This is a genomic window from Pseudomonas viridiflava (genome assembly GCF_900602065.1).
Classification (GTDB): domain Bacteria; phylum Pseudomonadota; class Gammaproteobacteria; order Pseudomonadales; family Pseudomonadaceae; genus Aquipseudomonas.
This window is the reverse complement of the sequence record NZ_UWFN01000310.1, coordinates 342,778-368,898: the sequence shown is the minus strand read 5'-3', so window position 1 is coordinate 368,898 and position 26,121 is coordinate 342,778. Positions and strand designations below refer to the sequence as shown.

Sequence of the window (26,121 nt, the reverse complement as noted above, 5' to 3'; positions counted from 1 at the left end):
ATCGTTCCTCTTTCGAAAATTCAGATATTGCTGGTCAGGCTCATCAGCGGCAGCATGATCGCCAGCATGATCACCGCCACCATCCCGGCCATGACCACGGTCAGCGCCGGTACCAGCGCCGCGAGCATGCGGTCAATGCCGCGCTTGGCCTCGACGTCGAACACGTCGGCGACCTTGAGCAGCATGCTGTCCAGCTCACCGGCCTGTTCGCCGACTTCAATCATTTGCAGTGCTAGGTCAGGCAGCAGCGGTTGTGCGCCAAAAGCGCTTGCCAGCGTCCCGCCACCTTTTACCGATTCGGCGGCCTGCGCCACCTGGGCCTGCAACGCCCGGTTGGTACAGACCTGCCGGGCGATGACCAGCGCCTGCAGCAGGGCTACGCCATTGTTGAGCAACGTGCCGAGCGTACGGGCCAGACGTGCCGCTTCGACCCGCTGCAGCAGCGGGCCGATGATGCGAATACCCAGCACACGTCGGTCATGGCGTTCACGCCTTTGCGGGTCACGCATGCGCACGGCCATGAACCAGATCAACGCGATGATTGCGGCAAGCACCGCCAGCCCATACGCGCTCAAAAATTCACCCAGCCCCAGAATCACCTCGGTGATCATCGGGATCGGCACACCCAGATCCTTGAAAATCGGCACGAACTGCGGCACCACGTAGGCCAGCAGCAATGCAAGAGAACCCAGCACGCCCACCACCAGAAACGCCGGGTAAATCAGCGCGTTGATGACTTCACCACGCAGCAACTGGCTGCGCTCCAGGTAGTCGCTGAGTTGCCGCAAGGTACTTTCCAGCGCGCCGCCCGCTTCGCCCGCACGGACCATGCTGATATAAAGAGAAGAAAACTGGCTACCCTCCTCTTCCAGCGCTGCCGACAACGGCTTACCCGCCTTGACCTGCTCGCGGATACGCTCGATCAGCGCTCGCGTCTGCGGCTGGCCGGGCTGTTTGAGCAAAATGCCTAACGATCTCTCCAGAGGCTGACCGGCCCCCAGCAATGTCGCCAGCTGCTGAGTAAAACTGACCAGCGCCGCGCCGTTAAGCATGCCTCGACCCAGCGCCTTGCGCAGACCGCCCATGCCCGCCGCTTCAATGTGTAGGACCAGCAAGCCGCGCTTTTGCAAAACGCTGACGGCAGTGTCCTGATCCTTGGCGTCCAGCGTCCCGTTCTGAGCGACACCCTGGCTGTCCAGCGCACGAAACTTGAACAGGCTCAATTGCCTTCCCCACGGGTGACTCGCAGGACTTCTTCCAGAGAGGTGACACCGGCCACAGCCTGACGCAGCCCCTCTTCATGCAAGGTCCGCAAACCGCCACGGCGAGCGGCTTGTTCAAGGGTCGACGCGTCCGCATGACGCATCAACAGACTGCGCAGTTCCTCGTTCATGACCAGCAATTCGGTAATCGCGCTTCGTCCGCGATAACCGCCGCCGGGCGCATCGGGGCGTGGACGGTACAGCATGATGGGACGTTCGTCAGTAAAACGATCAAGCCCGTGCTCTTCTATTAGCTCAGGCGGCGCTTCAAAAGCTTCGCGGGTCGCAGGATCGAGACGACGCACCAGCCGCTGCGCCAGAATGCCGTTCACGGTTGAAGCAATCAGGTAGCTCTCGACGCCCATGTCCAGCAAGCGCGTGATACTGGCTGCGGCACTGTTAGTGTGCAGGGTCGAGAGCACCAGGTGACCGGTGAGCGATGACTGAATCGCGATGCGGCAGGTTTCCAGGTCACGCATCTCACCGATCATGATCACGTCCGGGTCCTGACGCACGATGGAGCGCAGTGCGCCGGCGAAGTCCAGACCGATAGCGGGTTTGACCTGAATCTGGTTGATGCCTTCCAGTTGATATTCAACCGGGTCTTCAACGGTGATGATCTTGCGCTCGGCAGTATTAAGCCGGGACAGCGCGGTATACAACGTGGTGGTTTTACCGGAACCGGTTGGCCCGGTCACCAACAGGATGCCGTGAGGACGCTCCAGCACTTCAAGAAATTCGTCGAGGCGTTCGCCGTCGAAACCGAGGCTCGGGAAGTCGAAGTTGATGGTCTGCCGATCCAGCAGACGCATCACCACCGACTCACCAAAACTGGTAGGCACGGTGGACACCCGCAAGTCGAGCTCCTTGCCTTGAATCCGAAGCATGATCCGCCCGTCCTGCGGCAACCGGCGCTCGGCGATGTCCAGCCGGGCCATGATCTTCACGCGGGAGATCACCGCCGCCGATGAACTGGACGGCGGCGCTTCGGCTTCGTGCAGTACACCGTCAATGCGGTAACGGACTTTGAGCTGGCTTTCAAACGGCTCGATATGAATGTCCGATGCCCGATGTTCAACGGCGCGCTGCAGGATCAGGTTGACCAGGCGAATCACCGGTGCCTCGGACGCCATGTCTTTCAGGTGTTCAATGTCTTCAAGCGAGCCGCCCTCTTCGTCGAGGTTCTCGATCAGCGTGCCCATGGCTGAACGACCCTGGCCGTAATAACGCTCGATGAGCGTTTCAACTTCGTTACGTGGCCCTACCGACAGCCAGATCGGCACATCACAGGCATAGGCCACCGCCTGGAATGGATAGAGCAAGTGCGGATTGGCCGCCAGCACACTTAAACCACCATGACTCCAGCCCAGCGGCACGATCTGGTAGTGGCGCATGAAGCGCTCGGTCAACGGCGGCAACGGGTCAAGCAGTGGTGGCGCGGACTCAGCCAATACCAGCGGCGCATTGAGCAGCGCCGCCCAGGCACGGGCCAGTTCAAATTCGGAGACCAGACCCAATCGAGTCAGCAGGCCCAACAGCTCGGCAGCTTCAGATTCCTGAGCCGATTCCTGAGCCAAACGACGGGCACGTTCCAGATCAACGGTCTTCAGACCGGCATTTTCCATCAGCCACGCGCAGACCTGCTCGGCATCGGGGATCACTAATCGGGAGGTATCGACGGGGGCTGACAACATAGGTGCGGGCATCTGTACAGATCGAAGGAGCAAGGCTTCCGGCCGCTGATGATATCAGGAGGCCGGGAGAAAAACGGTTAGACCATCAATTCGAGGTTTTTTGCGAATTGTTTTTTGTGTTGTCCAGCGGACGGCCACCTTTGGTGGTCTGTGCCTGCTGCTTTTTCAGCGCCTTGGCGTCTTGAGTCTGGGTCAGCACGGTGGAATCGGTAGCACCGGATTTCGCATCGGCATCGGTCGCTTCAGCTGCAACGGCTGCGCCACACAATACGAAACCCAATACAACACCTGCACCGATCAGAGGCAACTTCATAACGATTCTCCAAACAATAAAAATAATAAGCCACGCAAAAGCGGTCCCTTGCCGGGAGCACTAACAACGCAACTAAGCTGAACTTCGGCACCCCACCAGCGGCAGGAGAAACTCGACACACCGAAAATTCTTAAACCAATCGACCAGTAGGTTTAGCATGAGTTCATTTTTGTAAGCAAAAAAAACAAATTTCGCTAAAAACCAGCTTTTATTTGACATTTGAAGCCCGGAATTGCCTTAATTACGCCGCCAACGCGAATCAAAGTGCCACCTTGCGATGGCACTTAGATATCAAGTAAAGACATGCAACACATAATTCTTACAATATAACTACACCTGAAAAACACTAACTATTGCACTGAGATCAACACTCGGAAAGTCGCGAAGAAGGTGAACTATTGCCCGAATAAAATTCGTGAGCAATCAGACGTTATCAGCTTCTAAAAAGCACAGAACTTGAAAATCAGTAGTCGGAGAAATACATGAACAAACGGAAAATGATCGGTGCAAAGTCAGCCCTTGCGTTGCTGGCACTGGCCGTCTCGCAGGTCCATGCAGCCACCAGCCCTGCGCTGGATGAAGGCAAAGTCAGCCGTGCCGAAAAAGCCGCAGAAAAAACCCTGGCCAAAATGACCATGGAAGAAAAGCTGGCCTATATCGGCGGTATCGGCGGCTGGGACGTGAAGCCCCTGACTCAATATGGCGTACCGCAGATTCACGGTACGGATGGCGGCATCGGCGTCCGCTACACCAGCGAAGGCAACGCTCAAGGCGTGGTCTACCCGTCCGGCCCTAACCTGGCCGCCACCTGGAACCCACGTCGTGCAATCGATCTGGGTCGCGCATTGGGTTATGACACGGCTACCGGTGGCTATCAGTTTGTTACCGGCCCTGGCATCACGCTCTATCGCATGCCTTATGGTGGACGTGCATTCGAATACCTCTCCGGTGAAGATCCGTTCCTGGGCGCAAGCCTGGCTCCGGCCGTCATCAACGGCATCCAGTCGCGTGGCGTGTGGGCTAACGCCAAGCACTATGCCGCGAACGACCAGGAAAGCAGCCGCTTCAAGCTGAATCAGATCATGAGCGAGCGCGTACTGCGTGAAATGTCGCTGCCAGCCTACGAGTCGGCGTCGAAGAACAGCAAAGTCGCGATGATGATGTGCTCGTTCCAGAAGATCAACGGCGAATACGCCTGCGAAAACAAGCATCTGCTAAGCGACATCCTCAAAGGCGAATGGGGCTTCAAAGGCTTTGTTCAGAGCGATTACAACGCCATCGTTCATGGTCTTCCTGCCGCTCAGGCCGGTGCCGACCTGGACATGATGGGCTACCAGATGAACAGCAGCGTGCTTAAGCCGTTCCTGGACAGCGGTGAGCTGAACCCTGCGACCATCGACGATAAGGTCCGTCGCATCCTCAAGCAGATCTACCTGTACAAGTTCGACAGCAAAGCGCCGTTGACCACGCACAACATGAACAGCTCCACCAGCAACAAGGTGGCTCTGAACGCTGCGCGTGAAGGCATCGTGCTGCTGAAGAACCAGGACAACCTGCTGCCGCTGGACAAGCAGAAGGTCAAGAAGATCGCTGTCGTCGGCAACCTCGCCAAATACGCACCACCGACCGGTTTCGGTAGCGCCAATGTTGAAGCGGCTCACTACATCAGCGAGCTGAGCGGTTTGCAGCAGTTGGCACCGGGCGCCAAAGTCGAGTTCATCGACGGCCTTTCTCTGGACCCAACCACTTCGGTCTGGTCCAGCACCAACACTGCTGGCAACGACGTTCAGGGCCTGAAAGCCGAATACTTCGCCAATGCCAACTGGTCCGGCGACCCAGCCGTGACCCGCACAGAAAAGCGTATTGATCTGGACTGGGCAAACGACTCCGACCTGCCGTTTGAAAGCAATACCGGCAGCTCCGACCCGTACACCAACAAAGGCTCGACTTCTGGCGAACTGAACGGGGACACCTCCTCCACGTCGATTCGCTACAGCGGCAAGGTCACTCCTACCCAAAGTGGCGAGCAAGTGTTCAAGGTCCGTGCTGACGGTGCGATCCGTCTGTGGGTCAACGGCAAGAAGATCATTGATAACGGCGAAGGCAATCCAATCCCGGGTAACAGCATTCCGCCAACCATTCCGGAATTCGCCAAAGTCGAAATGGAAGCCGGTAAATCCTACGACGTGAAGCTTGAATACTCGCGTCGTGCCGGATACCTGTCGACCATGGGCGGCCTGGTAGGCGTGCAGATGAGCTGGGCATCGCTCAACGCTCCGCAGGATCTGTCCGCGTATGACGCCGTAGTCGTCGCTGTGGGTAACAGCGCTGAATACGAAGGCGAAGGTTTCGACCACAGCTTTGAGCTGCCGGAATACCAGAGCCAACTGATCCAGAGCATCTCCAAGGTCAACCCGAACACGGTAGTGACCATGTTCGGCGGCACTGGCCTGAAAATGAGCGACTGGATCAATCAGGTTCCGGTAGCGCTGCATGCGTTCTACCCAGGCCAGAACGGTGGTCAGGCCCTGGCCGAGATTCTGTTCGGCAAGGTCAACCCGTCGGGCAAGCTGCCAATCAGTATCGAACGCAACATCGAAGACAACCCGGTCTTCGAGAGCTTCCCGAAATTTGCCAACGACAACTCGCTTGAAACGATGGACTACAAGGACGACCTGTTCCTGGGCTATCGCGGTTACGAGAAGAAAGGCATCAAGCCGCTCTACCCGTTCGGTTACGGTCTGTCGTACACCACGTTCGGCTACAGCAACATCAGCGTCACCCCAGGTGTCGCGGTGGGCAATACGCCGATCAAAGTGTCGTTTGACCTGACCAACACCGGCAAGGTGGGCGGTTCGGAAGTGGCCCAGCTGTATGTCGGCCAGCAGAACCCTAAAGTGGATCGCGCGATCAAAGAGCTCAAGGGCTACAAGAAAGTGTTCCTCAATCCGGGTGAAAGCAAGCGCGTAACCATCGAACTGAACGACCGCTCGCTCGCTTACTTCGATGAGAAGAGCAAGCAGTGGATCGTCGATGCGGACAGCTTCAACCTGTCGGTGGGCGCGTCGTCTCAGGACATTCGCCTCAACGCCAAGCTGACCAACTCGTTCCGTCAGGAACTGTCGACCACGACCAGCAACCCGCTGCCGCGTTCGGCGCTGAACTCGACGTTGCGCGAGTCGGCTGTCAAAACTGGCGGCTTGCTTGACCAAAACAGCGATAGTGATGAAACAGCCGAGTAATTGATCGGCTGACTCAAGGATAGAAGTTTTAAGACGGGTTCAGGGACGAACCCTTATCGCCGCATCGACCCGTGCGATGTAGCTGTCGAAACGCTCCACCAGATCAACCTTCTCCGGAAAACGCAGCCACTGGATCTGCAAGCCATCCATCATGGCCAGGATCTCCTGGACCAACCCCGGCAGGTCAACATCGGCCCGCACCTCCCCCGCTTCGACCAGATCGGTAAATTGTCCGATCAGCCTTCCATGGATTAACTCGTAGCGATCCTGAAACCACTCCCAGGCCGGATGCCCTTCGACCAGGCTTTCCGCATTGAGAATGGTGAACGCCCGCACCACGCCAGGCGCGGTTGCGTTTGAACGGTTGATTGCGCGCAGACTGCCCAGCAAGCCGGTCAGACTCTTGTCTGAACGAACTTCCTCGGCAATCCGGCTATTGGCCCTGTCACGACGCTCCAGCACGCCCATCAACAGCGATATCTTGCTGGGGAAGTGATGCAACAGCCCGGCGACCGAAATACCCACGATTGACGCCACTTGTGCCACCGAGGCGCCGCTGTAGCCCTCCAGGGAAAACACCTGCAAGGCCGCATCGAGCAGCTCTTCACGGCGTTTTTCACCTTTGGGGGCACGACGCTGTTTAGGACGTTCAAGCGCTTCAGCCGCCACTCCGGGCGGGGTTAACTGAGTCATTTCAAGCTCCTTGCCAGACAGCCGGCTACCCTACCGGCAAAGACAAACCGTCGCAATCATTGAAGTCCGGCCATAAAACTGAACGAGCGTTCCAGGTTGGCACGCTATTTTCAAGGAGACGGGTGTCAGGCCGCTATTTGCCGCACTGCCGGACCTATCGTTGCCCAAGGCGCACCAATTCGAAGTCTTGCGCCGGTGCTTGGTCCAATAACAGTGCAGCGCAGACCGATACTCACGCCATCAGAAAGGAATTAGCCCATGTCCTATCTACTGTTGCTCAAGGAATCGCTGCTCTCTCGCCTTGCGATCAAAACTGCCACGCCGCAAAGCTTCACCGTTCAGCCGGAACCGATGAAAAGCATCACCGCCGAGGATGCCGACGCGGGTCAGGCGCATCTGGACCAGTTCGTCGATGGCGTGGAGTGGGAAACCCTGCTGGTAGACCTGGCCTGCTTCAATGACGGGCCGGAGTATTCAGCCCAGGCCCGCTTCTAAAAGCCCGTTTCTGAAAACTGTTTCCAAAACCGCTACCAGCTTTCCCCCAACCCGAGCAGCCCTAGAATCTGCTTGCGCAGGTCGACCAGATACGGATCATCACGATGCCGTGGATATGGCCGCTCGATGGTCAGTTGAGCCTTGATGCTGGCCGGTCGGTCGCTGAAGACAATGACGCGATTGGCCAGCAGCAGCGCTTCTTCCACGTCGTGCGTCACCAGCAACGCGGTGTAGCCCTGGCGTTGCCACAAGTCGATCAATTCCTTTTGCATGGTAATGCGGGTCAGCGAATCCAGCTTGCCCAGAGGTTCGTCGAGGATGAGCAGCCGCGGCTCGTTAACCAGCGCGCGGGCCAGCGCCACACGCTGGGCCATACCACCCGACAGTTGTCGCGGATACGCGCGGGCGAAACTGCTGAGCCCCACCGTGGCCAATGCAGCATCCACTTTGCCGGAGTGAGTCTTCAGCAGACCCTGAGCTTGCAGCCCTAGCGCAACGTTGTCCCACACACGTCGCCACGGATACAGCGTGGGATCCTGAAAGACGACGACACGACTCGGATCGGGGCCGCTGATCGACAAGCCGTCCGCCAGTAGCGCCCCACTGTCAGCGGGCTCCAGCCCGGCTACCAATCGCAACAAAGTAGACTTGCCGCATCCCGACGGCCCCAGCAGCGCGACGAACTCACCCGGAGCAACGTCCAGCGAGACGTTTTCCAGAACAGGCAGATGCTGCCCGTCCAGCGCAAAACCGTGGTTGAGATGCTCAATGCGCAGCGCCAGCCCGGCGGACGTTGAAACTGTTGAAGCAGATGCAGTGGCTACCATTTCATGGCTCCTTGTTGCCAGGCGAGCAAGCGATCACGTATCAGAAACAGTCCGGAAATCAACCCGGAACAGGCCAGCGCCATGATCAACAATGCCGCATACATATTGGCGTAGGCGGCCCAGCCTTGGGCCCATTGCAGGTACCAGCCAATGCCCGATTTCACGCCCATCATTTCGGCTACCACCAGGGTCGAGAACGATGCGCCCAGGCCCATGAACAGACCGACAAACACATGAGGCAAAGCGGCTGGAATCGCCACGTTGAAAATCAGAAAGCCCGGCTTCGCACCCAGTGTCCGGGCAACGTCGTAGTACGCCTTGTCGACGCTGGCAACACCCGACCAGGTGAGCACCGTGACCGGAAACCACGTCGCCAGTGCAATCAGGAACACGCTGGCGCTCCAACTGCTCGGGAACAGGAAGAAGCACAGCGGCAGCAAGGCGGTGGACGGCACCGGCCCCAGAATGCGCAAGACCGGATGCAGCCAGTAGCCGATGCTGGTCGACCAGCCGATGGCAACACCCGCGACAAAACCGGTCACTGCCCCCAAGGCCACCCCCGTACCCAACAGCAATGCCGAGTTCAGCAAGCTGTCGGCCAGCCGCGGCCAGTCTTCGATATACACATCGAGCAGCGCTTGTGGCGGCGCAAAAAAAGGCACAGGCAGCACTGCCAGCTTGGCGGTGAGCAGCTCCCATATCCCTAACAACAGTGGCAGGGCAATCAGCCAGGCACCGGCGGGATGGGCGCGACGCTGCACAACCGGAAACCAGCGACCGAGAATACCCGCCAGGCCAATCAACGCGGCGACCGCCAGACACAGATTGGCCAGCCCCTGCGTCATCGGCCAGTTACGGGTAGCGTTAGGGAAATAAGCGATCAGCAGCGCGACGCCGATCCAGACGACAACGGCCACCGCACCCTGCCGCCAGAATCTGGCGGGTGCTCGCTCCAGCGCAGCTATTTGCGGTGCAGCTTCAATTGAAGACATCGGCGGTGATCTCCCTGGAGAAGGCCACGGGGTCGGTGTTCTTGCGAATCACTTCAACCGTCTGCAAATCGGTCACGTAGGTGACGATTTCCTTGGTCAATGCTGCACCTACCGCATGGTGGCCGTGGGTGTGGTCATGAAGGATGGCCTTCACTTCTTCGACCGACGTGTTCAGCGCGTGGGCCTGAAAGCCTTTGGCGACGACTTCCGGGTGTTTCACGGAATAGTCATGGGCTTCAAGAATCGCCTGGGTCAACGCCGCCGCGACGCGCTTCTCTTCGCGCACCAGCTTGCCGGTAACGCCCACCACGCAGCAGCTGAGATTGGCGTATTCATCGACCAGGTTGTTCGACAGTTCGCGGGCTTTGCCACCCTGAATAAGCCGGTACATGAACGGGTCACTGCCGCTGACTGCCTGTACCTCACCGCGCTCCAGAGCGGTGCCCAGCAAGTCGGCCGGGTACAGTCGCCATTCAACGTCACGCACAGGATCAACCCCGTGTTTCTTGAGCAAGATCGAGAAGAAATTACGATCCGGGCTGGCCATGTCAGTCACGCCGATGGCCTTGCCCTTGAGGTCTTCGAGCTTCTGCACCGGGCTGTTGACTGCACTGAGCAGACGCAGGCAGCCGCCATGAGTGCCCGCGGTGAGTTTGACGTCGAACCCCTGCTCCAATGCTTTCAGCCAGCGTAAGGCCATGCCGACACCGGCGTCAGCTTTACCGGTGGCTATGGCCTCAAGCAGCACTTCTGTGGAGTTGCCGAAATTGACCAGTTCGACGTCCAGATTGTGATTGGTGAAGAAACCCTGGCCGTGGGCAATCACCACCGGCGCCAGGCATACCGCGTTGAGATTGACCGCCAGCTTGAGTTTGCGTGTTTCGGCAAGCTTGATGAATTCCCCGGTGCCCGCGGGCTCGGCATCAGCGCCGCCGACGTTGTGCCCGGCATGTTCGTCGGCAGCCCAGGCAAACCCGGGAACAGAAGCCAGTAACGGGCTGGCAAGAGCAACACCGGTCAGGCCAAGCAGACGACGGCGGGTGAGATGATCAAAAGCTGCCATGCAGGTATTCCTTGAGAAGTTATAAGTCAGGCCGCCAGCCGAAATCCCTTTCTTATAACTTTTCTCAAGGTTTCCAGTGACTGGTTAAAACCTTATCACTGGATTATTTATTCCGAAAATGCATTTAAATTCTAAACTAATATGCAAATAGTCTATCGACCATCGCCCATCACTGATCGTTGGGCAGCGTACTGCTCCCCTCCGCCAGCGCTCGCTGCATCAACACGGTGTCAACCCAACGCCCGTGCTTGAAGCCAACCGACTCAAAAACGCCGACCCGACGAAAGCCCAGCTTTTCATGCAGGCGCAGCGAGGCGTGGTTTTCACTGTTGCCGATCACCGCCACCATCTGGCGCCAGCCACCCTGCACGCAGTGATCGATGACAGCGCTCAACAGCGCATGACCGATGCCTTTACCGGCCATGCCTTCTGCCATATACACCGAATCTTCCGCTGTAAAACGATAGCCGGGTCGGGGTCGATACAGGGTGGCGTAACCATAGCCAACGACCTCTCCCGCCAGTTCGGCAACCAGGTACGGCAATTCGCGTGAGAGCACTTCAGCGCGGCGGCGTAACATTTCCTCCACTGTCGGCGGCTGCAGTTCAAAGCTGGCAATGCCGGTCAGCACGTGGTGCGCATAAATCGCCTGTACTGCGGGCATGTCATCCTCGCGAGCGGTGCGCAGGATTAGATCGTGATTCATCTTGGTTCTCGGTAACGACTACAAGTGCGGCAATCATGACGACGCCCGACACCTTAATAAAGCTATGATTACTCATCCCAAGCATAAGTAAAACTTTGCCATGCAGCCGTTGAACCTGAATCACCTGAACAGCTTTTCCGAGGTCATCCACCACGGCAGTTTTTCGGCTGCAGCCACTGCGTTGAACCTGACACAGCCTGCTGTGAGCCTGCATATACGTCTGTTGGAGCAACGTCTGAACCTGCGCCTGATCGAGCGGGTGGGCAAGCGTCTGAAACCGACAACGGCCGGGCTGACTCTGTTACGCCATATCGGTCGTATCGGTTCGGTGATCGACGATGCCCTGCAGGATCTGGCCAGTCATGCCGAAGGGGTCGCTGGCCAGGTGGTCATCGGCACTGGCGCCACCGCGTGTATTCATCTATTGCCGCCCATCCTGAAAGCGTTGCGCACGGCTTTCCCGAAACTGGATGTACGGGTTCGCACCGGCAATACCGAGGCGATCCTCAAGGCCGTGGAAGAAAACCGCATTGACCTGGCCTTGGTCACCCTGCCCGCAGCCGGTCGTAGCCTGCACGTCACGGCTCTGCTGGAAGACGAAATGGTCGGGATATTTGCCCCTGAACAGACCGATCTGAAGTCGCCCCTGAATGCCGATACCTTGAGCAACCTTCCTCTGGTGGTGTTCGAAGCAGGCAGCAGCACGCGCTTGCTGATCGATCAGTGGTTTCAGCAAGCCGGTGTTCGACCTAAACCGGTGATGGAGCTGGGCAGCATCGAAGCGATCAAAGAGATGGTCGCTGCCGGGCTGGGCTACAGCATCGTGCCACGCATCGCGGTAGCCACCGCCCACCATCAGCGCAACCTGCAAATACACAACCTGACGCCGCCTCTGGTTCGTACCCTGAGCCTGGTAATGCGTCAGGACAAGCCGGTCAACCGGGCGTTGCGCGAGGTTGTTGATGCGTTGCGAGGGCTAAAGCGACTGCAAATCCTGACTTGAAACGCGGCCCTGTGGCAGTATTCCAGCTCTATAACCTATGTGCCTTAAAGCGAACACTGGGTGCCCGACACTCCACAGTTGCGCACTTTCAATCGTGGTTGTACGATGACTGTCAACATTTTTGAGCCACGCCAGTTACAGGCCGCTCACACCGTCATCGAACGGTCGGCAGATCTCTAAGACAGGCACCAGCCTGATTAAACCCGCAAATAAAAACAGGAGACACAGATGCCTAATGTTCTCGGCCACAACTTCATCGCAGGCGCACGTAGCGCACTTGGCGAGCCGCAACACAAAAGTCTCGACGCCACTACCGGTGAAGCACTGCCTTACAGCTTTTATCAGGCCACTGATGCGGAAATTGACGCAGCAGCTCTGGCAGCCAAAGGCGCTTTTGTTGAGTACCGCCAGCTGAGCCCGGCGCGTCGTGCAGAATTCCTTGATGCAATCGCCGACGAGCTGGACCAGCTCGGTGATGATTTCGTTGCCATCGTTTGCCAGGAAACCGCCCTGCCGGCTGCCCGTATTCAGGGTGAGCGCGGACGGACCAGCGGCCAGATGCGCCTGTTCGCCAAAGTCCTGCGCCGCGGCGACTACCTGGGTGCACGCATCGACCTGGCACTGCCGGATCGCAAACCACTGCCACGCGTTGACCTGCGCCAATATCGCATCGGTGTGGGCCCGGTTGCTGTTTTCGGCGCGAGCAACTTCCCGCTGGCTTTCTCCACTGCTGGCGGCGACACCGCTGCAGCACTGGCTGCCGGTTGCCCGGTTGTGTTCAAAGCGCACAGCGGCCACATGGCAACTGCCGATCTGGTTGGCTCCGCGATCATTCGTGCCGCAGAAAAAACCAACATGCCGAAAGGCGTGTTCAACATGATTTTCGGCAGCGGCGTTGGTGAAGGTCTGGTCAAGCATCCGGCGATCAAGGCCGTTGGCTTCACTGGCTCCCTGAGCGGTGGCGACGCACTGTGCAAAATGGCTGCCGAACGTCCTGAGCCAATCCCGGTTTTCGCGGAAATGTCGAGCATCAACCCGGTTGTCCTGCTGCCTGAAGCGCTGTCCGCTCGCGGCGATGCCGTGGCCAAGGACCTCGCAGCGTCGGTGGTCATGGGCGCAGGCCAGTTCTGCACCAACCCTGGCGTAGTGATCGGCATCAGCTCGCCAACCTTCACCAAGTTCCTTGAGCAACTTCAGGAACACATGGGCGCCCAGGCTCCACAAACCATGCTTAACGCAGGCGGCCTGCGCAGCTACAGCAAAGGCGTTCAGCACCTGCTGTCGCACCCGGGTGTTACGCACCTGGCGGGTAAACCGCAGGAGGGCAAACAGGCTCAGGCTCAGCTGTTCAAGGCTGACGTCAGCCTGCTGCTCAATGGCGACCCACTGCTGCAGGAAGAAGTATTCGGCCCGACTACCCTGGTGATCGAAGTCGCTGACGACGCGCAACTGAAAAGCGCCCTGCAAGGCCTGCGCGGCCAACTGACCGCCACCCTGATCGGCGAGCAGAGCGACCTGAAGAAGTACCAATGGCTGGTACCGGTGCTGGAAGAAAAAGTCGGCCGTATCCTCGTCAACGGTTACCCGACCGGCGTCGAAGTCTGCGAAGCCATGGTCCACGGTGGTCCATACCCGGCGACTTCCGATGCACGTGGTACTTCGGTGGGCACTCTGGCCATCGATCGCTTCCTGCGTCCGGTCTGCTATCAGAACTACCCTGACAGCCTGCTGCCAGAAGCGCTGCAGAACGCTAACCCACTGGGCCTCAAGCGTCTGGTCAACAGCGAGTGGAGCGATCAGCCCATCGCTTGAGACTGACCTGATCAGTGCTCTGTAAAAGAAACGGCGCGGCCCTCAAGCCGCGCCGTTTCTTTATGTGAACGTCGTGAATAGCTGACAGCGCGACAATGGGTGCGACTGGAAAGCGCATTTTTTCATCAGGTGGAACACCATGAACCCCACCCCGATTTCCGAACCAGCAGAGACCGACTCGTCCATAAGACGTCCGCGCAATCTGACTCTGGCGCTGGCCAATATCCTGACCAGCATGATTGAAGACGGCCAACTGAAGGTCGGTGACAAGCTCCCGCCGGAAAAACATATCACCCAGGAACATGGCGTGAGTCGTACCGTGGTGCGAGAAGCCATTTCCCACCTGCAATCCCACGGGCTGGTGGAAACCCGGCATGGCATCGGCACGTTTGTGGTCCGGCAGCGCGCTGATCAGATCGACCCGCAAGCAGACCGCACGCTCAGCGACGTCATGGCCGTCATCGAATTACGCATCGGTATCGAAGTCGATTCCGCAGGCTTCGCCGCTCTGCGCAGGACCGAGGAACAACTGGCGCGCATGCACCAGGCGCTGAAGATCATCGAGGACCCGACGGTAAGCCGAGCCGAAGCGGCGGCTGCCGATTTCGATTTTCACCAGCAAATTGCGCTGGCCACTGACAACCGCTATTTCGCCGATATCACCGAACATCTGGGCCTGACACTGATTCCCCGCAACCGGCTCAACTCGGCAGCCCTGGCCAATACCGCTATCGAAGACTACAGCGCCAGACTGCGCCAGGAACATCACGACATCTACGCGACCATCGCCAATCGTGACCCGGACGGTGCGAGAGCCGCCATGCGCCGCCATTTGAGCAATATTCGTGAACGCTTGCGCGTCGCGTATGAGCGACGGGGTTGATACGAAGTGACTGGACAAGGCGTACCGGCTTTTTCGCCCGGTACACCTCTCCCCTGCAGGAATTAAAGCGAGAATCGTCCCACCAGCTTGTTCATGTCTACTGCCAGACGCGACAACCCGGAACTCGCCGCTGCTGCCTGATGGGCACCATTCGCACTCTGAATCGATAAATCGCGAATGCTCATGAGGTTGCCGTCAGCCGAACGAGCCACTTGGGCCTGCTGCTGTGAAACGGTGGCGATCAGCGTCAACCTGCTCACCCGCCCGTGCAGCCTCGATAGCCGCGTTCAAGGCCAGCAGATTGGTCTGCTCGGCAATCTCACGGATCACCTCCAGCACCTTACTGACGTGCCTGGATTGAACAGGCAGACGCGCCACATCAATGCTGGGGTACTGCACAGTCTGGCTACGATTCTCGATGGCGTTGACCGTGCTGGTGACGCGGGCAGCGCACAGGTCACTTCGCCGACCATTAATCCATCAGTTCGAACTCAGCCCGTCCTTGCGCCTCGAATCCGAAGAGGCAGGCAATCGCCCGCCACGCAGACAAAGGTGACGTCATGGAACTGAGCAAGCTGGCCACTCATGTAAAAGCAGGTGAGATCGAAGAAGTCCATCTGGTCGCGATGGAGGGTGGCTCTTACGTCATGCACGCATTGAAGAGTGGCAAGTCTCACCCACTGATCAACGCCAAGGGAGACACCCTGCATGTCGCCTCAATGGAAGAGGCTCGCAAGAATCTGAAAGGTGTACCGGAGGTGCCGCTGTTTCTGATCCAACCCGCCGTGCATGACGAGATGGTCGGGCTGGGCAGCGCAGAGCAGCAGCCCAGCCGCGAACCGATCCCCTGGCATTCAAGCCTGTGAGGACGGCTCTATATCGAGAGGGTTCATGCCGACGCTGCCCAGCTCATCACGTAACTCGCTGATCAATGCCGCCACGTCGTGCTGCGTCTTCACTTGATCAAGGGCGATACCGATGACCATCAGATCAACGCGCCCCGAATCACGATCATAAATGCGCACACTCAAGGATGCGTCGGCGCCAATGACGCACTCGCACGCCAAAGGTTCGAAGCTGCTTTCGATTTCACGGCGGACCTGTGATAGCCAGCTCACTTCTGACCACCCTGTGGCCAGCCATCTTGAATCCGGGAGCGTTTAAAAGTCTGCAACGGAGGCCCCTGACAAGGTCCAGAAAATGGACCGTCAGGGTAAAGAACGCCATGCGCGATCAGCCAGACGAATTTGCACTGATAGCACTAGTGCATTTGCACTTTTTGTTAGTGCTATTGCTTGCGATTGTCACTAGTGAATAGTGCACGCTCGCGTGCCCAGACAATCGCCTCAGCGCGACTGTGCACGCCCAGCTTGGAGTACATCGTTGCCACGTGGTTACGCACGGTATTAGGCGCCAGCTTGAGGCGTGCCGCGATTTCCTTGTCTGCCAGGCCTTCACAGATCAAACCCAATACGTCTTTTTCACGACTGGTCAAATCTGTCAGCGAAATGCCCGGCAGTTGCGGCGCCTTGCCCTTCTTGACGTTGGCAAGCTTCTCGATCAAAGAACGCGCGAACCATGATGCATCCTGCATGACCTCTTCAATCGCCGCGATCAGCTCAAGGTCGGATCGCTTACGCTCCGAGATATCCATAATCACCAGCAAATAACACGGGATGTCCTGAATGACGACAGTGTCGGCAGAGAGCACGCAATCTATCAGCTCGTCGCCACGCTTGCGCACCTTGAGCTCCATGCCTTCAATGCTGCCAGTCTTCTTCAATACCTCGAAAATCTGCTCGCACGTCTTTTTGCCGTCAATGAAACCCAACTCTTCCACGGATCTTCCAGTCAGCTCCTGAGCCGTAAACCCGGTGGTGTTGATGAATGCATTATTGACCTCAACCACGAACTGCGACTCGGCGTTACATACCAGAGTCGGTACGGGGGTCAGGCGAAAGGCTTTCGCAAAGCGCTCCTCGCTTTGTCGCAACGCGGTCTCGACCTTGCGACGGGGTTCCATGTCCATGAAGGAAAACAGCATGCAGTCGTCTTCATTGATATCCAGCGGCTGTCCGGCAACTATCACCAGCTTGCTGCCACCTTCGGGCAGCTTGAGCTCGGCCTGCATCTGCGGGATGGTGCCGCCATCGTTGAGACGTTCGATGGCCAGATCCTTGCGTTCGGCGTTTTCCAGAACGTCCAGCTCATACACGGAACGTCCGATGACCTGCTCACGGGTGTAGCCGGTCATTTCCAGAAAGCCCGGATTGACTTTGATGTAACGTAAATCGCTGAGCCTGCAAATAACGGCGGGTGCCGGATTGGCAGCAAAGGTTCGCTCGAAGCGTTGCTCGGCACTGGCCAGTTCGGTGGCGTCGGTGATAATCAGCGCCATTAACTCAGGCTCACCGGAGCGGCCATCCAGCACCATGCTCCGCACGCGGTGCACCCAGCATTTGTCTTCGTTACCCACCGGCCTGACCTCCACCACCACATCACTGAAGGACTCGCCCTCGGCGATACGGCTGATCGGGTAATTCTCCAGCGCAAGCGGGTGATTGTTGCGATAGCGCAGGTTGAACCGCGAAGCATATTCGTTGACGTTACTACCCAGCTCCTTGACGTGGCTGACGCCGTGCATCTCCAGCGCGGATTCATTGGCCCACAGAATGCTCTGATCCAGCTCGATCAAGAGAACGCCATCAGAAAGACCACCAATAATGCGCTGCAACTGTCGACGATCGGTTTCTCTATCAAGGACTGCCTGACTCATGGTTCCTCCATTCCATGCCAACGAGCACCCGAAACGTTGCTGAGGAACAAGTTCTCAGCAACGACGGATCATTGCCCAATGTCGGTAGGACAATTGGAGAGAGTTACGAATTCAACAATTTTGAGCCGTGATCATGATGCTTTTCATTCGCCGAAATGGAGGGCCTGAAAGCAAGCCGTTGACCGCAAGTTTCTCATCGGGGAGCCATCATCGCCCCGCGCGATTAACGGCGCGAGCGTCATTTCAAGACAGTCTTTTCATAACGCCCCGTTGATCAGTAACCCCGCAAGGTAACGGTTATTCCTCCCTATGCTTTAAAGGTCGGGGGTTGCATCGCAACCACCTGAACTGACAACTACCGAGGATTGAAAAATGAAAACCCAGGCATTATGGATGATGCTTTCTGCCCCACTCACGCTGGTAACAAGCGGCATGGCTTACGCGGGATGTGACGCAGCTTCCTTCCAGCAAAGCTCAGCAGCACAAACCTGCCAGCTACAGGCCATTTCGCCCTCAGTGGTGGACAGTGCCGTTTCATATTGTGATGTACAGGCGTCATGCCTGACCGGCACTACCAGCCCACAGACCGCGAATAACTGGAATTCAAAGGAGCTCGCTAACCGAAACACCAGCACCATCTGGATCGAGTCAGACAGGGTATCCACGCTCAACAATAGAGGTGGAGCACTCTCAAGACAGTAATGTGCACGACAACGCTAAAGCTGCCTGTCATACAGGCGGCTTTAGCACAGGGTTTCCCGAAAAAACGCGGCTGATTGCAAAAACAGTCCTGAGGGCACCAAACCTTTTTTGCCTCGACAGCTCAAAGCTCAATCAGAGCTGCCTGATCGAGAAACTCCGTGGACGCCCATACCCAACGCCGCAACAACCGTTCACTGGATGCCCTCAATTTCTTTCTCGCCGATGTTCGAGACGGGCTTGGGCCTTACCTCGCGATCTATCTGCTGGCGGTGCATCACTGGGATCCGGCCAGCATTGGTATTGTGATGACGGTCGCGGCAATCGCCGGTCTGGTGACCCAAGGTCCGGCCGGGGCGCTGATCGACAGCACTCATTACAAACGGGCGGTGATTGCAGTCGCCGCGCTACTGGTAACCGCCAGCTGTCTGATCCTGCCCTTCACGTCCTCAGTCAGCCTGATTGCCATCACCCAGGCAATCAGCGGGATCGCAGCATCGGTTTTTGTTCCGGCTATTGCCGCCATCTCTCTGGGTATTACAGGCCCCAAGGCGTTTACCCGGCGCACCGGACGCAACGAAACCTTCAATCACGCGGGTAACGCGTGTGCCGCCATGCTCGCAGGTGGTTTCGCGTACCTGTTTGGCCCGATCGCAGTGTTCTATTTGATGGCGGCAATGGCGGTCGCCAGCGTCATCGCCGTCAGTTGCGTATCCGCGGCTGCAATTGATCACGATGTGGCTCGGGAGCTGAGCACTGGCGATGCACAGCACCACGCACAGCCTTCAGGCCTTAAAGCATTGGCAAGCAATAAAACCTTGTTGCTGTTCGCTGCCTGCTGCGCCCTCTTCCACCTGGCCAACGCGGCGATGTTGCCGTTAGTGAGCCAGAAGCTCGCTGAGGTGAACCTGCAATTGGCGACACCGCTGACATCGGCCTGCATCGTCGCCGCACAGTGGGTCATGGTGCCTATGGCGCTGCTGGTGGGGGCAAAGGCCGACGTCTGGGGGCGTAAGCCGCTGCTGCTGGCCGGCTTTCTGATTCTGCCGATCCGCGGCGTGCTGTATGTGCTGTCCGATAACCCGTTCTGGCTGGTTGCAGTACAACTGCTCGACGGCATCGGTGCCGGATTGTTCGGAGCGTTATTCCCCCTGGTGGTCAAGGACCTGACTCAGGGAACCGGGCGCTTCAGCGTCAGCCTTGGGGTCATTTCGACGATATTTGGTCTGGGTGCTGCTTTAAGCAACGGCCTGGCAGGGCTGATTGTTCAGCATGCGGGCTATAGCGCGGCGTTTCTGACACTTGCCGCAATTGCGACAGCCGCGCTGTTGTTGCTGCTGAAGCTGCCGGAAACCCGGACCGTCATTAAGCGTCCGGAAGAGACGACAGACGCCGCCCTCCCGGTCGTGTGAAAGCGCCCTGGATCAGCTTCTTGCCGGGCGCTCGCTACGCGCCCAATCGGTCACCAGGCTGTAGGCCACCGCCAGCAGTGTCGGGCCAATGAACAGCCCGATGAAACCGAAGGCCAGCAAGCCGCCGAATACGCCCAGCAGAACGATAACCAACGGCAGGTTACCGCCGCGACTGATCAGGTAAGGCTTGAGCACGTTATCGACCCCGCTGATGATGAACGTGCCCCAGATGGCAAGGAAAATCGCCATGCCGTAACTGCCATTCCACGCCAGCCAGGCGGTTGCGGGAATCCACACCAGTGGCGGTCCCATCGGGATCAGGCTGAACATGAAGGTCATGATGCCCAGCACCAACGCGCCAGGCACACCTGCAATCAGGAAGCCGATCAACGCCAGCACAGCCTGTGCGGCAGCAGTACCGATCACGCCGTTGACAACTCGCTGCACAGTGCCAGCCACGAGATCGAGATAATATTGCGCACGCTCACCGATCAATCGCTCCAAGAGCCGCAGAACAAACGCCGCAAGCCGCGGGCCATCACGGTAAAAGAAGAACACGAACACAAGGCTCAGGGTCAGTTCGAGAATGCCGCCGCCGATCTGCGCGCTGCGCGCCAACAACCAGTTACCGACCTGACCGAGATACGGTTTGATGGTGGTCATCAACGCTGCGCCCTGCTGATCAATGCTGTTCCAGAATGCAACCAGGCGCTCACCTACCAGCGGGACACTGCCCAGCCAACCCGGAGGATCGGGCAACCCATCAACCTGTATGTCTTTGATCAACACAGTGACGTCACGTACGTGGTCCGCCAGGTTGAACCCCAGCCAGACCAGCGGTGCGGCCACCAGGATCATCCAGCCCAGACTCAGAATCAGCGCCGCTAGAGACTCGCGCCCCTTGAGCCAGCGGGTCAGCAGGCGCATCAGAGGCCAACTGGCAAATGCCAGCACTGCGCCCCAGAACAGCGCCGACCAGAACGGCGCCATCACCCAGACACAGGCACCCAGTAGCGCCAGGAGCAGAATCTGCACCAACAGACGGTCGTTATTGAACATGGGGCGGTTTTCCAGTCAAGAATCGTCAGGACATCAGAAGTGAAGCATACCGGCGAACAGTGACAACGTCAGTGTTCGCCGTGGAAGCGGATAAGAGCGCTACTCAGCGAATGAGTTCGATAAGTAGCCCGGGGGTATCGCCGGTTCCCGCCTCCAGTCGCGCCGCTCGCACGCCTTTACCAACCAGTGCCTGACGCCAGGCTTCAGCCTGCGGACCCGAGACCGTGGCACGCAAGCTGCTGTCCAGATTCAGACCACGCGACAACACTGTCAGCCACGCGTCCTGAGGCGCGCCAATCAGTTTTGGCAGCGCTAGCTTACCGGTGCTTTTCAATTGCCGAAGCAGCGTACCCGAAGTGGGCATCAGTTCGCCGAGAGGCGCAGCGGAGTCGAACTGCTCTACATGGAGATAGGCCCGGCGATTACCACGCGTAATGCTGTATAGGGCAACCAGCGTGTCGGCCTTTGGCTCGGCCAGCCGCAGCAACAGATAAGCCTGTTGCTCGTCAGCACCGTACAGTTTGGCGTTGCCGAACACTTCGTTGGCCCATAGGCTGCTTTCGCCGCAATCCCTTGCCTGACACCAGAACAACAGCTCGGCACCTTGCGCCTGCAACGCTTCGCGAGCAGCGGTAAAAGCCTCGTATGAGGTACGTTCAGCAGGTAGCTGATAGGTCACGCCAGTGACATTGCCGCGGGCATTGATCTGGCCATCAAAGCGCAATTGCCCGCTGATTTTGCGGATCGAACCCATGGGATAGATGCGCTCAAGCTCGGCAGCAGGACGGTAATCGACAATCTCGGCATCCGTCAGCCTCGGCACGATCTGCAGATCGCTGCTGCCGGGGACGTCGGCAGCCCACAAGGATGTACTGAGTGCAGATGCACACAAGGTCAATCCAAATGCACGAGTAACCCCCATACGCGCGCTCATTGCGTCACGTTCGGGAAGAAAGCGTTTACGGGCAGTTTAAAAGGTGCAGCGATACATAGATCCATCATGATTGATTCCTGTTTCAACCCGCCCAGCCTCGACAGTTGCCTGACGCAAGTCAAGGCGCAGCGAAGAAGCGATTGAAACAGTCTGCAACAGCACGCGCGCCGACGGGATCGTTGAGATGCAGATGATGGCCTCCTGACAGGCCTGAAACCTCAAAAGGCAACGTTGAAAGCAACGCTTCCTGCTGCGCCAGTAACCCCTGAGAAGCTACTACCAAATGTGTCGGACAGCGAATGGCCTCGACGAACGCCATGGCTTGCGGCCGCGTTATGCGAATGGCCGAGGGCAACGTCAGGCGCTCGTCACTGCGCCATGTGTAACCACCCGGCACCGGCATCAAGCCGCGCTGGGCCAGCAACTCGGCGGCTTCATGGGTGACGGCGACCGCCCCTTTCATTCGGGCGCAAATCGCCTGCTCTTGATCGGGATAGACCGGCTTGCGCTTGTTCGCCAGACGCAACTGCGCCTGTAAAGACTTGCCCATCTGTTCAGCTGCGTTATCTGCCTCACCGGAAGGCGGTACCAGCCCATCGATCAGCGCCAGCCGCGACACACGATCAGGCAGTGCACCCGCCAGGAACACCGAAATAATCGCCCCCAAAGAATGGCCCAGCAATGAAAACTGCTGCCAGCCGAGCTGTTCGGCAACCTGCAATACGTCGTGAACGTAATCAGCCAGCGCATAACTCGCGCCTGGCGGGCGGTGGCTGGAATGACCATGCCCGGCCAGGTCCAGCGCAACAATGCGCAACCCAGGGAGCATCGGTGCAAGCCGGGCAAAGCTGTTGGCATTGTCGAGCCAGCCATGCAACGCAATGACTGGCTTGCCGTCTTCAGGACCGTACAAATGCGCCGCCAACTCGATGTGCGGCAGGCTTAGACGTACTTCTTCCACTGAATGACTCATGCGTCGACACCTGCAGTCCAGCGGCTGAACAGTGCCTTGAGCATCTGCGCCGTGGCTTCAGGGCTCTCCAGCGGAAACATATGCCCGCCCGGCATCGACAGATATTCCCCTTGGGGCATCCGCCTGACGGAACGCGCATGATGGCGCATCACGACACGACTGTGCTCGCCACGCACCACGGCCAGCGGCAGTTTGAGCTGCCGGGACTGGCCTGGGCTGATATGCGGCACGCTGCGGTAAATACTGATTTCCGTGGCGGGATCGAAACGCAGACGCAGTTGCTCGCCATCACTCTGCAAGCCATGTTGCAGGTAAGCATCCAGACATTCAGGATCAAAACGGCGGAACAGGGTTTTGCCAGAGAAGTACAGACGCGCAGACTCAATGTCAGCAAACGCTTCGCGACGCCCCAGCGTGCGCCCGGCCGGGGTGATGCGATCGATGAAACCAAAACGTTTGGCGGCGCGAATCATCCATTGATCAGCGAGGGTCAACACCGGTGAATCGAGCATGACCACCCCGCGATACAGTTCAGGGCAGCGCATCGCTGCGTGCAAATGCAGCACACCGCCCAGAGAATGCCCGACGCCCCACACCGGCTCGGGCTGCTCTCGCAGATGATGAATCAACTCATCCACCAGATTCAGCCAGTTATCATCCACCGGGAAGCGTGGATCGTGGGCATGCTGATCGAGATGACTCACTGCGTAGTCCGGCGCCAGTGCCGTGAATAGCTTGCTGTAGGTACCAGACGGAAAACCGTTGGCGTGAGCGAAAAACACCTGTTGCGACATGCCGGAGCACCAATGAGCCAGATCAGATGCGATTGTGCGTAACCAACGGGCACCTCAGCAATGATCGTAACGGCCATCGAACACGGCGATCCGGCCATCAGACGGCATAAGCGACACTTAGCGCGCTGGAGGCTCCTGGCCCAGCGGCACGACGGCAACGGTTAACCGCGAGATGCAGCTGGCTTTGCCTTCATCGCTGGTCAGGCGAATATCCCAGACGTGGGTGGTGCGACCGATGTGCACCGCGTGCGCCACTGCCGTGACCCGACCACTGCGCACGCCACGCAGATGGTTGGCGTTAACCTCGATACCGACGCAAAAGTACTTGCTGGTGTCGATGCACAGGTAACTGGCTGACGAACCCAACGACTCGGCCAACACCACTGACGCCCCGCCATGCAGTAGGCCGTAAGGCTGATGGGTGCGATGGTCAACCACCATGCTGGCGGTCAGTGAGTCCTCGGTGAACGACTCGAAGCGGATATCGAGCAATTCGAGAATGGTGTTTTTGCTGTTGGCATTGAGTTGCTCAAGATTCGGAGTTTCGCGCCACACACTCATAGTCAATCCTTGTTATGAAGCGCCCGAACACTGAGCGCTGGAATTCATCGCCTCACTCCTGCCACACCACCGCGTCCGGACCTGCGCTCCATTCCTGAAAGCGCTCGCCATAAACGGATTCGATCACTGTGCGTTTGATCTTCAGGGTCGGAGTCAGGAAACCGTTTTCGACCCCCCAACTATCTTTCACCACCACCAGCCTGTGCAAGCGCTGATGCTTGTCGAGTTCAGCATTGACCCTGTCCAGCAACGTCGCAAGGCTCTTCTCCAGCGCCGTGCGATCGGCGCTGGAGAGCGTTTGAGGGTCGTTTGCCGAGAGTACGCACAGACCAAGCGGCGCGACCAGGCCCTCGCCCACCACACAGACTTGTTCAATTCGCGAATGCATGGCTAGCAAGTTCTCGATAGGCGCCGGTGCTACATACTTGCCTTTGCTGGTCTTGAAAATCTCCTTGAGCCTGCCGGTCAGCCGTAAATAACCGTCAGCGTCCTGTTCACCCTTGTCCCCGGTGCGCAGAAAGCCGTCATCAGTCAACGTCTCAGCAGTTTTCTGCGGGTCCTTGAAGTAGCCGGACATGTTCGCTCCGCTGCGCACTAGCACCTCACCATTCTCGGCAATGCGCACCTCAACCTCAGGGCAAGGCTGACCAATCCAGCCCGGTTTCTGCTTCGCAGGCCGACAGATATGCGAGTAACCGCAACTCTCAGTCATGCCGTAGACCTCCAGCACATCCAGACCCAGCCGCCGATACCAGTGCAATAACGTTTGCGGAACGGGCGCGGCCCCGGACAAGGACACTTTCAATGCATCCAGCCCCAACCCCTTGAGCACCTTGTGCCCCATATAGCTGCCGATTAGCGGCAGACCCAACAAAAAGTCCAGACGTGCAGGCGGGATTTTGCTGTATACGCCCATCTGGAAGCGGGTCCAGATACGAGGCACAGCGAACAATGCGGTGGGCCGTGCGCGCTTTAAGTCATGGAGAAAAGTGTCGAGGCTCTGCGCAAAAAACACTGTCTGGCCACCATAGAACGACGCCATTTCGACAAACATTCGTTCAGCCACATGGCATAACGGCAGGTAGGAAAACAGACGGTCCTTTTCACCCAGACCGAAAATGCTGCTGCCATAGGTCGCGGCAAACGCCAGGTTTCCAAAACTGTGCATCACGCCTTTGGGAGCGCCTGTGGTTCCCGAGGTATAGATGATCGTCGCCAGTTGATCTGCGTATCCGTAAGGGTTGTCCTTGATGGGCTCCCAACGCTGTAACTCATCCCAGGTAAAATCAAACTGTGCGTCAGCAGGGCAAATCGGCAAGGCGATGGTTTGCAGCCCGACTTTGATTCCCCGACTCATGGCCGGCCATTCATCGAGCTTGCCAACAAACACCAGTACAGCATCGGAATGTTCCAGAACCTGAGCCACGGAGTCTGCGGTCAGATTGGGGTACAACGGCACCGAGACATGTCCGGCCATCCAGATCGCCAGATCGGCAATGATCCAGTGAGCGCAGTTTTTCGAAATGATCGCTATAGAGCTACCTCGGGGTAGCCCTCGACGGCGTAACCAATGCGCTGCCCGCCGCGCCTGATTACCGACTTCTGACCAACTCAAGGACTGCACCCGCCCGTCAGCCAGAGGCTGAACCAGATAGGGCGTGTCAGGGGTTTGAGCCTCACGGTCGTAGAAGCGGCTCAGCGGCAAAGCAACGGCGATAGTCATTGCGACTCACTCCTTTTTATTTTTATTCGGAGCAAGCGTAGCCGACCAAGCAACTGCTTGGTTGCCGGTTATCTGAAAGCGGTTTCAGGGGGTGAATATTTAGCTTGAGGGATGTAAGGCAAGTGAAACCGGGGCGCCCATATCTGGACGATACAGGCACCTCACACTAGCGCACAGGACTCTGGTTTTCGGAAAAGCTTCAAAC

At 58.0% G+C, this 26,121-nt stretch carries 25 protein-coding genes and 1 pseudogene; 8 read left to right on the top strand and 18 right to left on the bottom strand.

The window, feature by feature from the left end:
- Positions 1–20: 20 nt before the first annotated feature.
- The 3 genes from gspF to EE949_RS24120 form a co-directional block, all read right to left on the bottom strand.
- Complete coding sequence (gspF, locus tag EE949_RS24130; protein WP_122666577.1) at positions 21–1,223, bottom strand: type II secretion system inner membrane protein GspF; 1,203 nt, start codon at positions 1,221–1,223, stop codon at positions 21–23.
- Positions 1,220–2,956, bottom strand: a complete 1,737-nt coding sequence (gene gspE / locus EE949_RS24125) for a type II secretion system ATPase GspE (RefSeq protein ID WP_162873879.1) — start codon at positions 2,954–2,956, stop codon at positions 1,220–1,222. Before gspE ends, gspF begins: the two co-directional genes overlap by 4 nt.
- A gap of 85 nt (positions 2,957–3,041) precedes the next feature.
- Positions 3,042–3,269 carry a hypothetical protein gene (locus EE949_RS24120; protein WP_122666575.1) on the bottom strand — a complete coding sequence of 76 codons (228 nt, stop codon included), beginning with the start codon at positions 3,267–3,269 and terminating at the stop codon, positions 3,042–3,044.
- Between the two features lie 482 nt (positions 3,270–3,751).
- On the opposite strand from EE949_RS24120, the gene EE949_RS24115 reads away from it, so the two are divergent.
- The gene (locus EE949_RS24115) at positions 3,752–6,511 is read left to right on the top strand and encodes a beta-glucosidase (protein ID WP_122666574.1); all 2,760 of its coding nucleotides are present in this window, start codon (positions 3,752–3,754) and stop codon (positions 6,509–6,511) included.
- 39 nt (positions 6,512–6,550) lie between these two features.
- Here EE949_RS24115 and EE949_RS24110 read toward each other — a convergent pair whose 3' ends face one another.
- Positions 6,551–7,204 carry a TetR/AcrR family transcriptional regulator gene (locus EE949_RS24110; protein ID WP_122666573.1) on the bottom strand — a complete coding sequence of 218 codons (654 nt, stop codon included), beginning with the start codon at positions 7,202–7,204 and terminating at the stop codon, positions 6,551–6,553.
- A 258-nt stretch (positions 7,205–7,462) separates the two neighbouring features.
- Here EE949_RS24110 and EE949_RS24105 point away from each other — a divergent pair, with 258 nt between their 5' ends.
- Complete coding sequence (locus tag EE949_RS24105) at positions 7,463–7,699, top strand: hypothetical protein (RefSeq protein WP_122666572.1); 237 nt, start codon at positions 7,463–7,465, stop codon at positions 7,697–7,699.
- 32 nt (positions 7,700–7,731) lie between these two features.
- On the opposite strand, the gene EE949_RS24100 is transcribed toward EE949_RS24105, so the two are convergent.
- The 4 genes from EE949_RS24100 to EE949_RS24085 all read right to left on the bottom strand — a co-directional run bounded on the left by EE949_RS24100 (position 7,732) and on the right by EE949_RS24085 (position 11,287).
- Entirely contained in the window at positions 7,732–8,526 is a 795-nt protein-coding gene (locus tag EE949_RS24100) for an ABC transporter ATP-binding protein (RefSeq protein WP_122666571.1), read from the bottom strand.
- Positions 8,520–9,518 carry an ABC transporter permease gene (locus tag EE949_RS24095; protein WP_122666570.1) on the bottom strand — a complete coding sequence of 333 codons (999 nt, stop codon included), beginning with the start codon at positions 9,516–9,518 and terminating at the stop codon, positions 8,520–8,522. The genes EE949_RS24100 and EE949_RS24095 overlap by 7 nt, the downstream gene beginning before the upstream one ends.
- Complete coding sequence (locus EE949_RS24090) at positions 9,505–10,581, bottom strand: ABC transporter substrate-binding protein (protein ID WP_122666569.1); 1,077 nt, start codon at positions 10,579–10,581, stop codon at positions 9,505–9,507. The genes EE949_RS24095 and EE949_RS24090 overlap by 14 nt, the downstream gene beginning before the upstream one ends.
- Positions 10,582–10,750: 169 nt before the next feature.
- Positions 10,751–11,287, bottom strand: a complete 537-nt coding sequence (locus EE949_RS24085; protein WP_122666568.1) for a GNAT family N-acetyltransferase — start codon at positions 11,285–11,287, stop codon at positions 10,751–10,753.
- Positions 11,288–11,387: 100 nt separating this feature from the next.
- On the opposite strand from EE949_RS24085, the gene EE949_RS24080 reads away from it, so the two are divergent.
- The 3 genes from EE949_RS24080 (at position 11,388) to EE949_RS24070 (ending at position 14,985) form a co-directional block, all read left to right on the top strand.
- A complete protein-coding gene (locus EE949_RS24080) occupies positions 11,388–12,290 on the top strand; it encodes a LysR family transcriptional regulator (protein WP_122666567.1) in 903 nt (300 codons plus the stop codon).
- A gap of 228 nt (positions 12,291–12,518) precedes the next feature.
- Positions 12,519–14,102 (top strand): aldehyde dehydrogenase (NADP(+)), encoded by a 1,584-nt coding sequence (locus EE949_RS24075; protein WP_122666566.1) that lies wholly within the window; start codon positions 12,519–12,521, stop codon positions 14,100–14,102.
- A gap of 139 nt (positions 14,103–14,241) precedes the next feature.
- Complete coding sequence (locus EE949_RS24070; RefSeq protein WP_122666565.1) at positions 14,242–14,985, top strand: FadR/GntR family transcriptional regulator; 744 nt, start codon at positions 14,242–14,244, stop codon at positions 14,983–14,985.
- A gap of 62 nt (positions 14,986–15,047) precedes the next feature.
- On the opposite strand, the gene EE949_RS29905 is transcribed toward EE949_RS24070, so the two are convergent.
- Together EE949_RS29905 and EE949_RS30000 are read right to left on the bottom strand one after the other, a co-directional pair.
- Positions 15,048–15,197, bottom strand: a complete 150-nt coding sequence (locus EE949_RS29905) for a hypothetical protein (protein ID WP_240350435.1) — start codon at positions 15,195–15,197, stop codon at positions 15,048–15,050.
- Between the two features lie 40 nt (positions 15,198–15,237).
- Positions 15,238–15,372: pseudogene (locus tag EE949_RS30000) on the bottom strand (methyl-accepting chemotaxis protein); the annotation flags it as partial.
- Positions 15,373–15,545: 173 nt separating this feature from the next.
- Between EE949_RS30000 and EE949_RS24060 the strand changes: the two are divergent.
- Positions 15,546–15,851, top strand: a complete 306-nt coding sequence (locus tag EE949_RS24060) for a DUF6482 family protein (protein ID WP_122666564.1) — start codon at positions 15,546–15,548, stop codon at positions 15,849–15,851.
- Here the strand turns inward: EE949_RS24060 and EE949_RS24055 are convergent.
- Both EE949_RS24055 and EE949_RS24050 read right to left on the bottom strand, forming a co-directional pair.
- Positions 15,840–16,103, bottom strand: coding sequence for a DUF1652 domain-containing protein (locus EE949_RS24055; protein WP_122666563.1), 264 nt, complete (start codon positions 16,101–16,103; stop codon positions 15,840–15,842). The genes EE949_RS24060 and EE949_RS24055 overlap by 12 nt on opposite strands.
- 170 nt (positions 16,104–16,273) lie before the next feature.
- A complete protein-coding gene (locus EE949_RS24050; protein ID WP_122666562.1) occupies positions 16,274–17,761 on the bottom strand; it encodes a PAS domain S-box protein in 1,488 nt (495 codons plus the stop codon).
- A 372-nt stretch (positions 17,762–18,133) separates the two neighbouring features.
- On the opposite strand from EE949_RS24050, the gene EE949_RS29555 reads away from it, so the two are divergent.
- Positions 18,134–18,463 carry a hypothetical protein gene (locus EE949_RS29555; protein WP_162873878.1) on the top strand — a complete coding sequence of 110 codons (330 nt, stop codon included), beginning with the start codon at positions 18,134–18,136 and terminating at the stop codon, positions 18,461–18,463.
- Between the two features lie 158 nt (positions 18,464–18,621).
- On the top strand, positions 18,622–19,872 hold the full coding sequence (locus tag EE949_RS24045; RefSeq protein ID WP_122666561.1) for an MFS transporter: 1,251 nt from the start codon (positions 18,622–18,624) through the stop codon (positions 19,870–19,872).
- A 12-nt stretch (positions 19,873–19,884) separates the two neighbouring features.
- Here the strand turns inward: EE949_RS24045 and EE949_RS24040 are convergent, their stop codons facing one another.
- The 6 genes from EE949_RS24040 to EE949_RS24015 all read right to left on the bottom strand — a co-directional run bounded on the left by EE949_RS24040 (position 19,885) and on the right by EE949_RS24015 (position 25,916).
- Positions 19,885–20,931, bottom strand: a complete 1,047-nt coding sequence (locus tag EE949_RS24040) for an AI-2E family transporter (RefSeq protein ID WP_122666560.1) — start codon at positions 20,929–20,931, stop codon at positions 19,885–19,887.
- Positions 20,932–21,034: 103 nt separating this feature from the next.
- Positions 21,035–21,853 (bottom strand): DUF4892 domain-containing protein, encoded by an 819-nt coding sequence (locus EE949_RS24035; protein ID WP_205504744.1) that lies wholly within the window; start codon positions 21,851–21,853, stop codon positions 21,035–21,037.
- Between the two features lie 130 nt (positions 21,854–21,983).
- Complete coding sequence (locus EE949_RS24030) at positions 21,984–22,838, bottom strand: alpha/beta fold hydrolase (RefSeq protein WP_122666558.1); 855 nt, start codon at positions 22,836–22,838, stop codon at positions 21,984–21,986.
- Complete coding sequence (locus EE949_RS24025) at positions 22,835–23,632, bottom strand: alpha/beta fold hydrolase (protein ID WP_122666557.1); 798 nt, start codon at positions 23,630–23,632, stop codon at positions 22,835–22,837. The genes EE949_RS24030 and EE949_RS24025 overlap by 4 nt, the downstream gene beginning before the upstream one ends.
- A 117-nt stretch (positions 23,633–23,749) precedes the next feature.
- A complete protein-coding gene (locus EE949_RS24020) occupies positions 23,750–24,193 on the bottom strand; it encodes a hotdog fold thioesterase (protein WP_122666556.1) in 444 nt (147 codons plus the stop codon).
- 52 nt (positions 24,194–24,245) lie between these two features.
- A complete protein-coding gene (locus EE949_RS24015; protein ID WP_122666555.1) occupies positions 24,246–25,916 on the bottom strand; it encodes an AMP-binding protein in 1,671 nt (556 codons plus the stop codon).
- Positions 25,917–26,121: the final 205 nt, after the last annotated feature.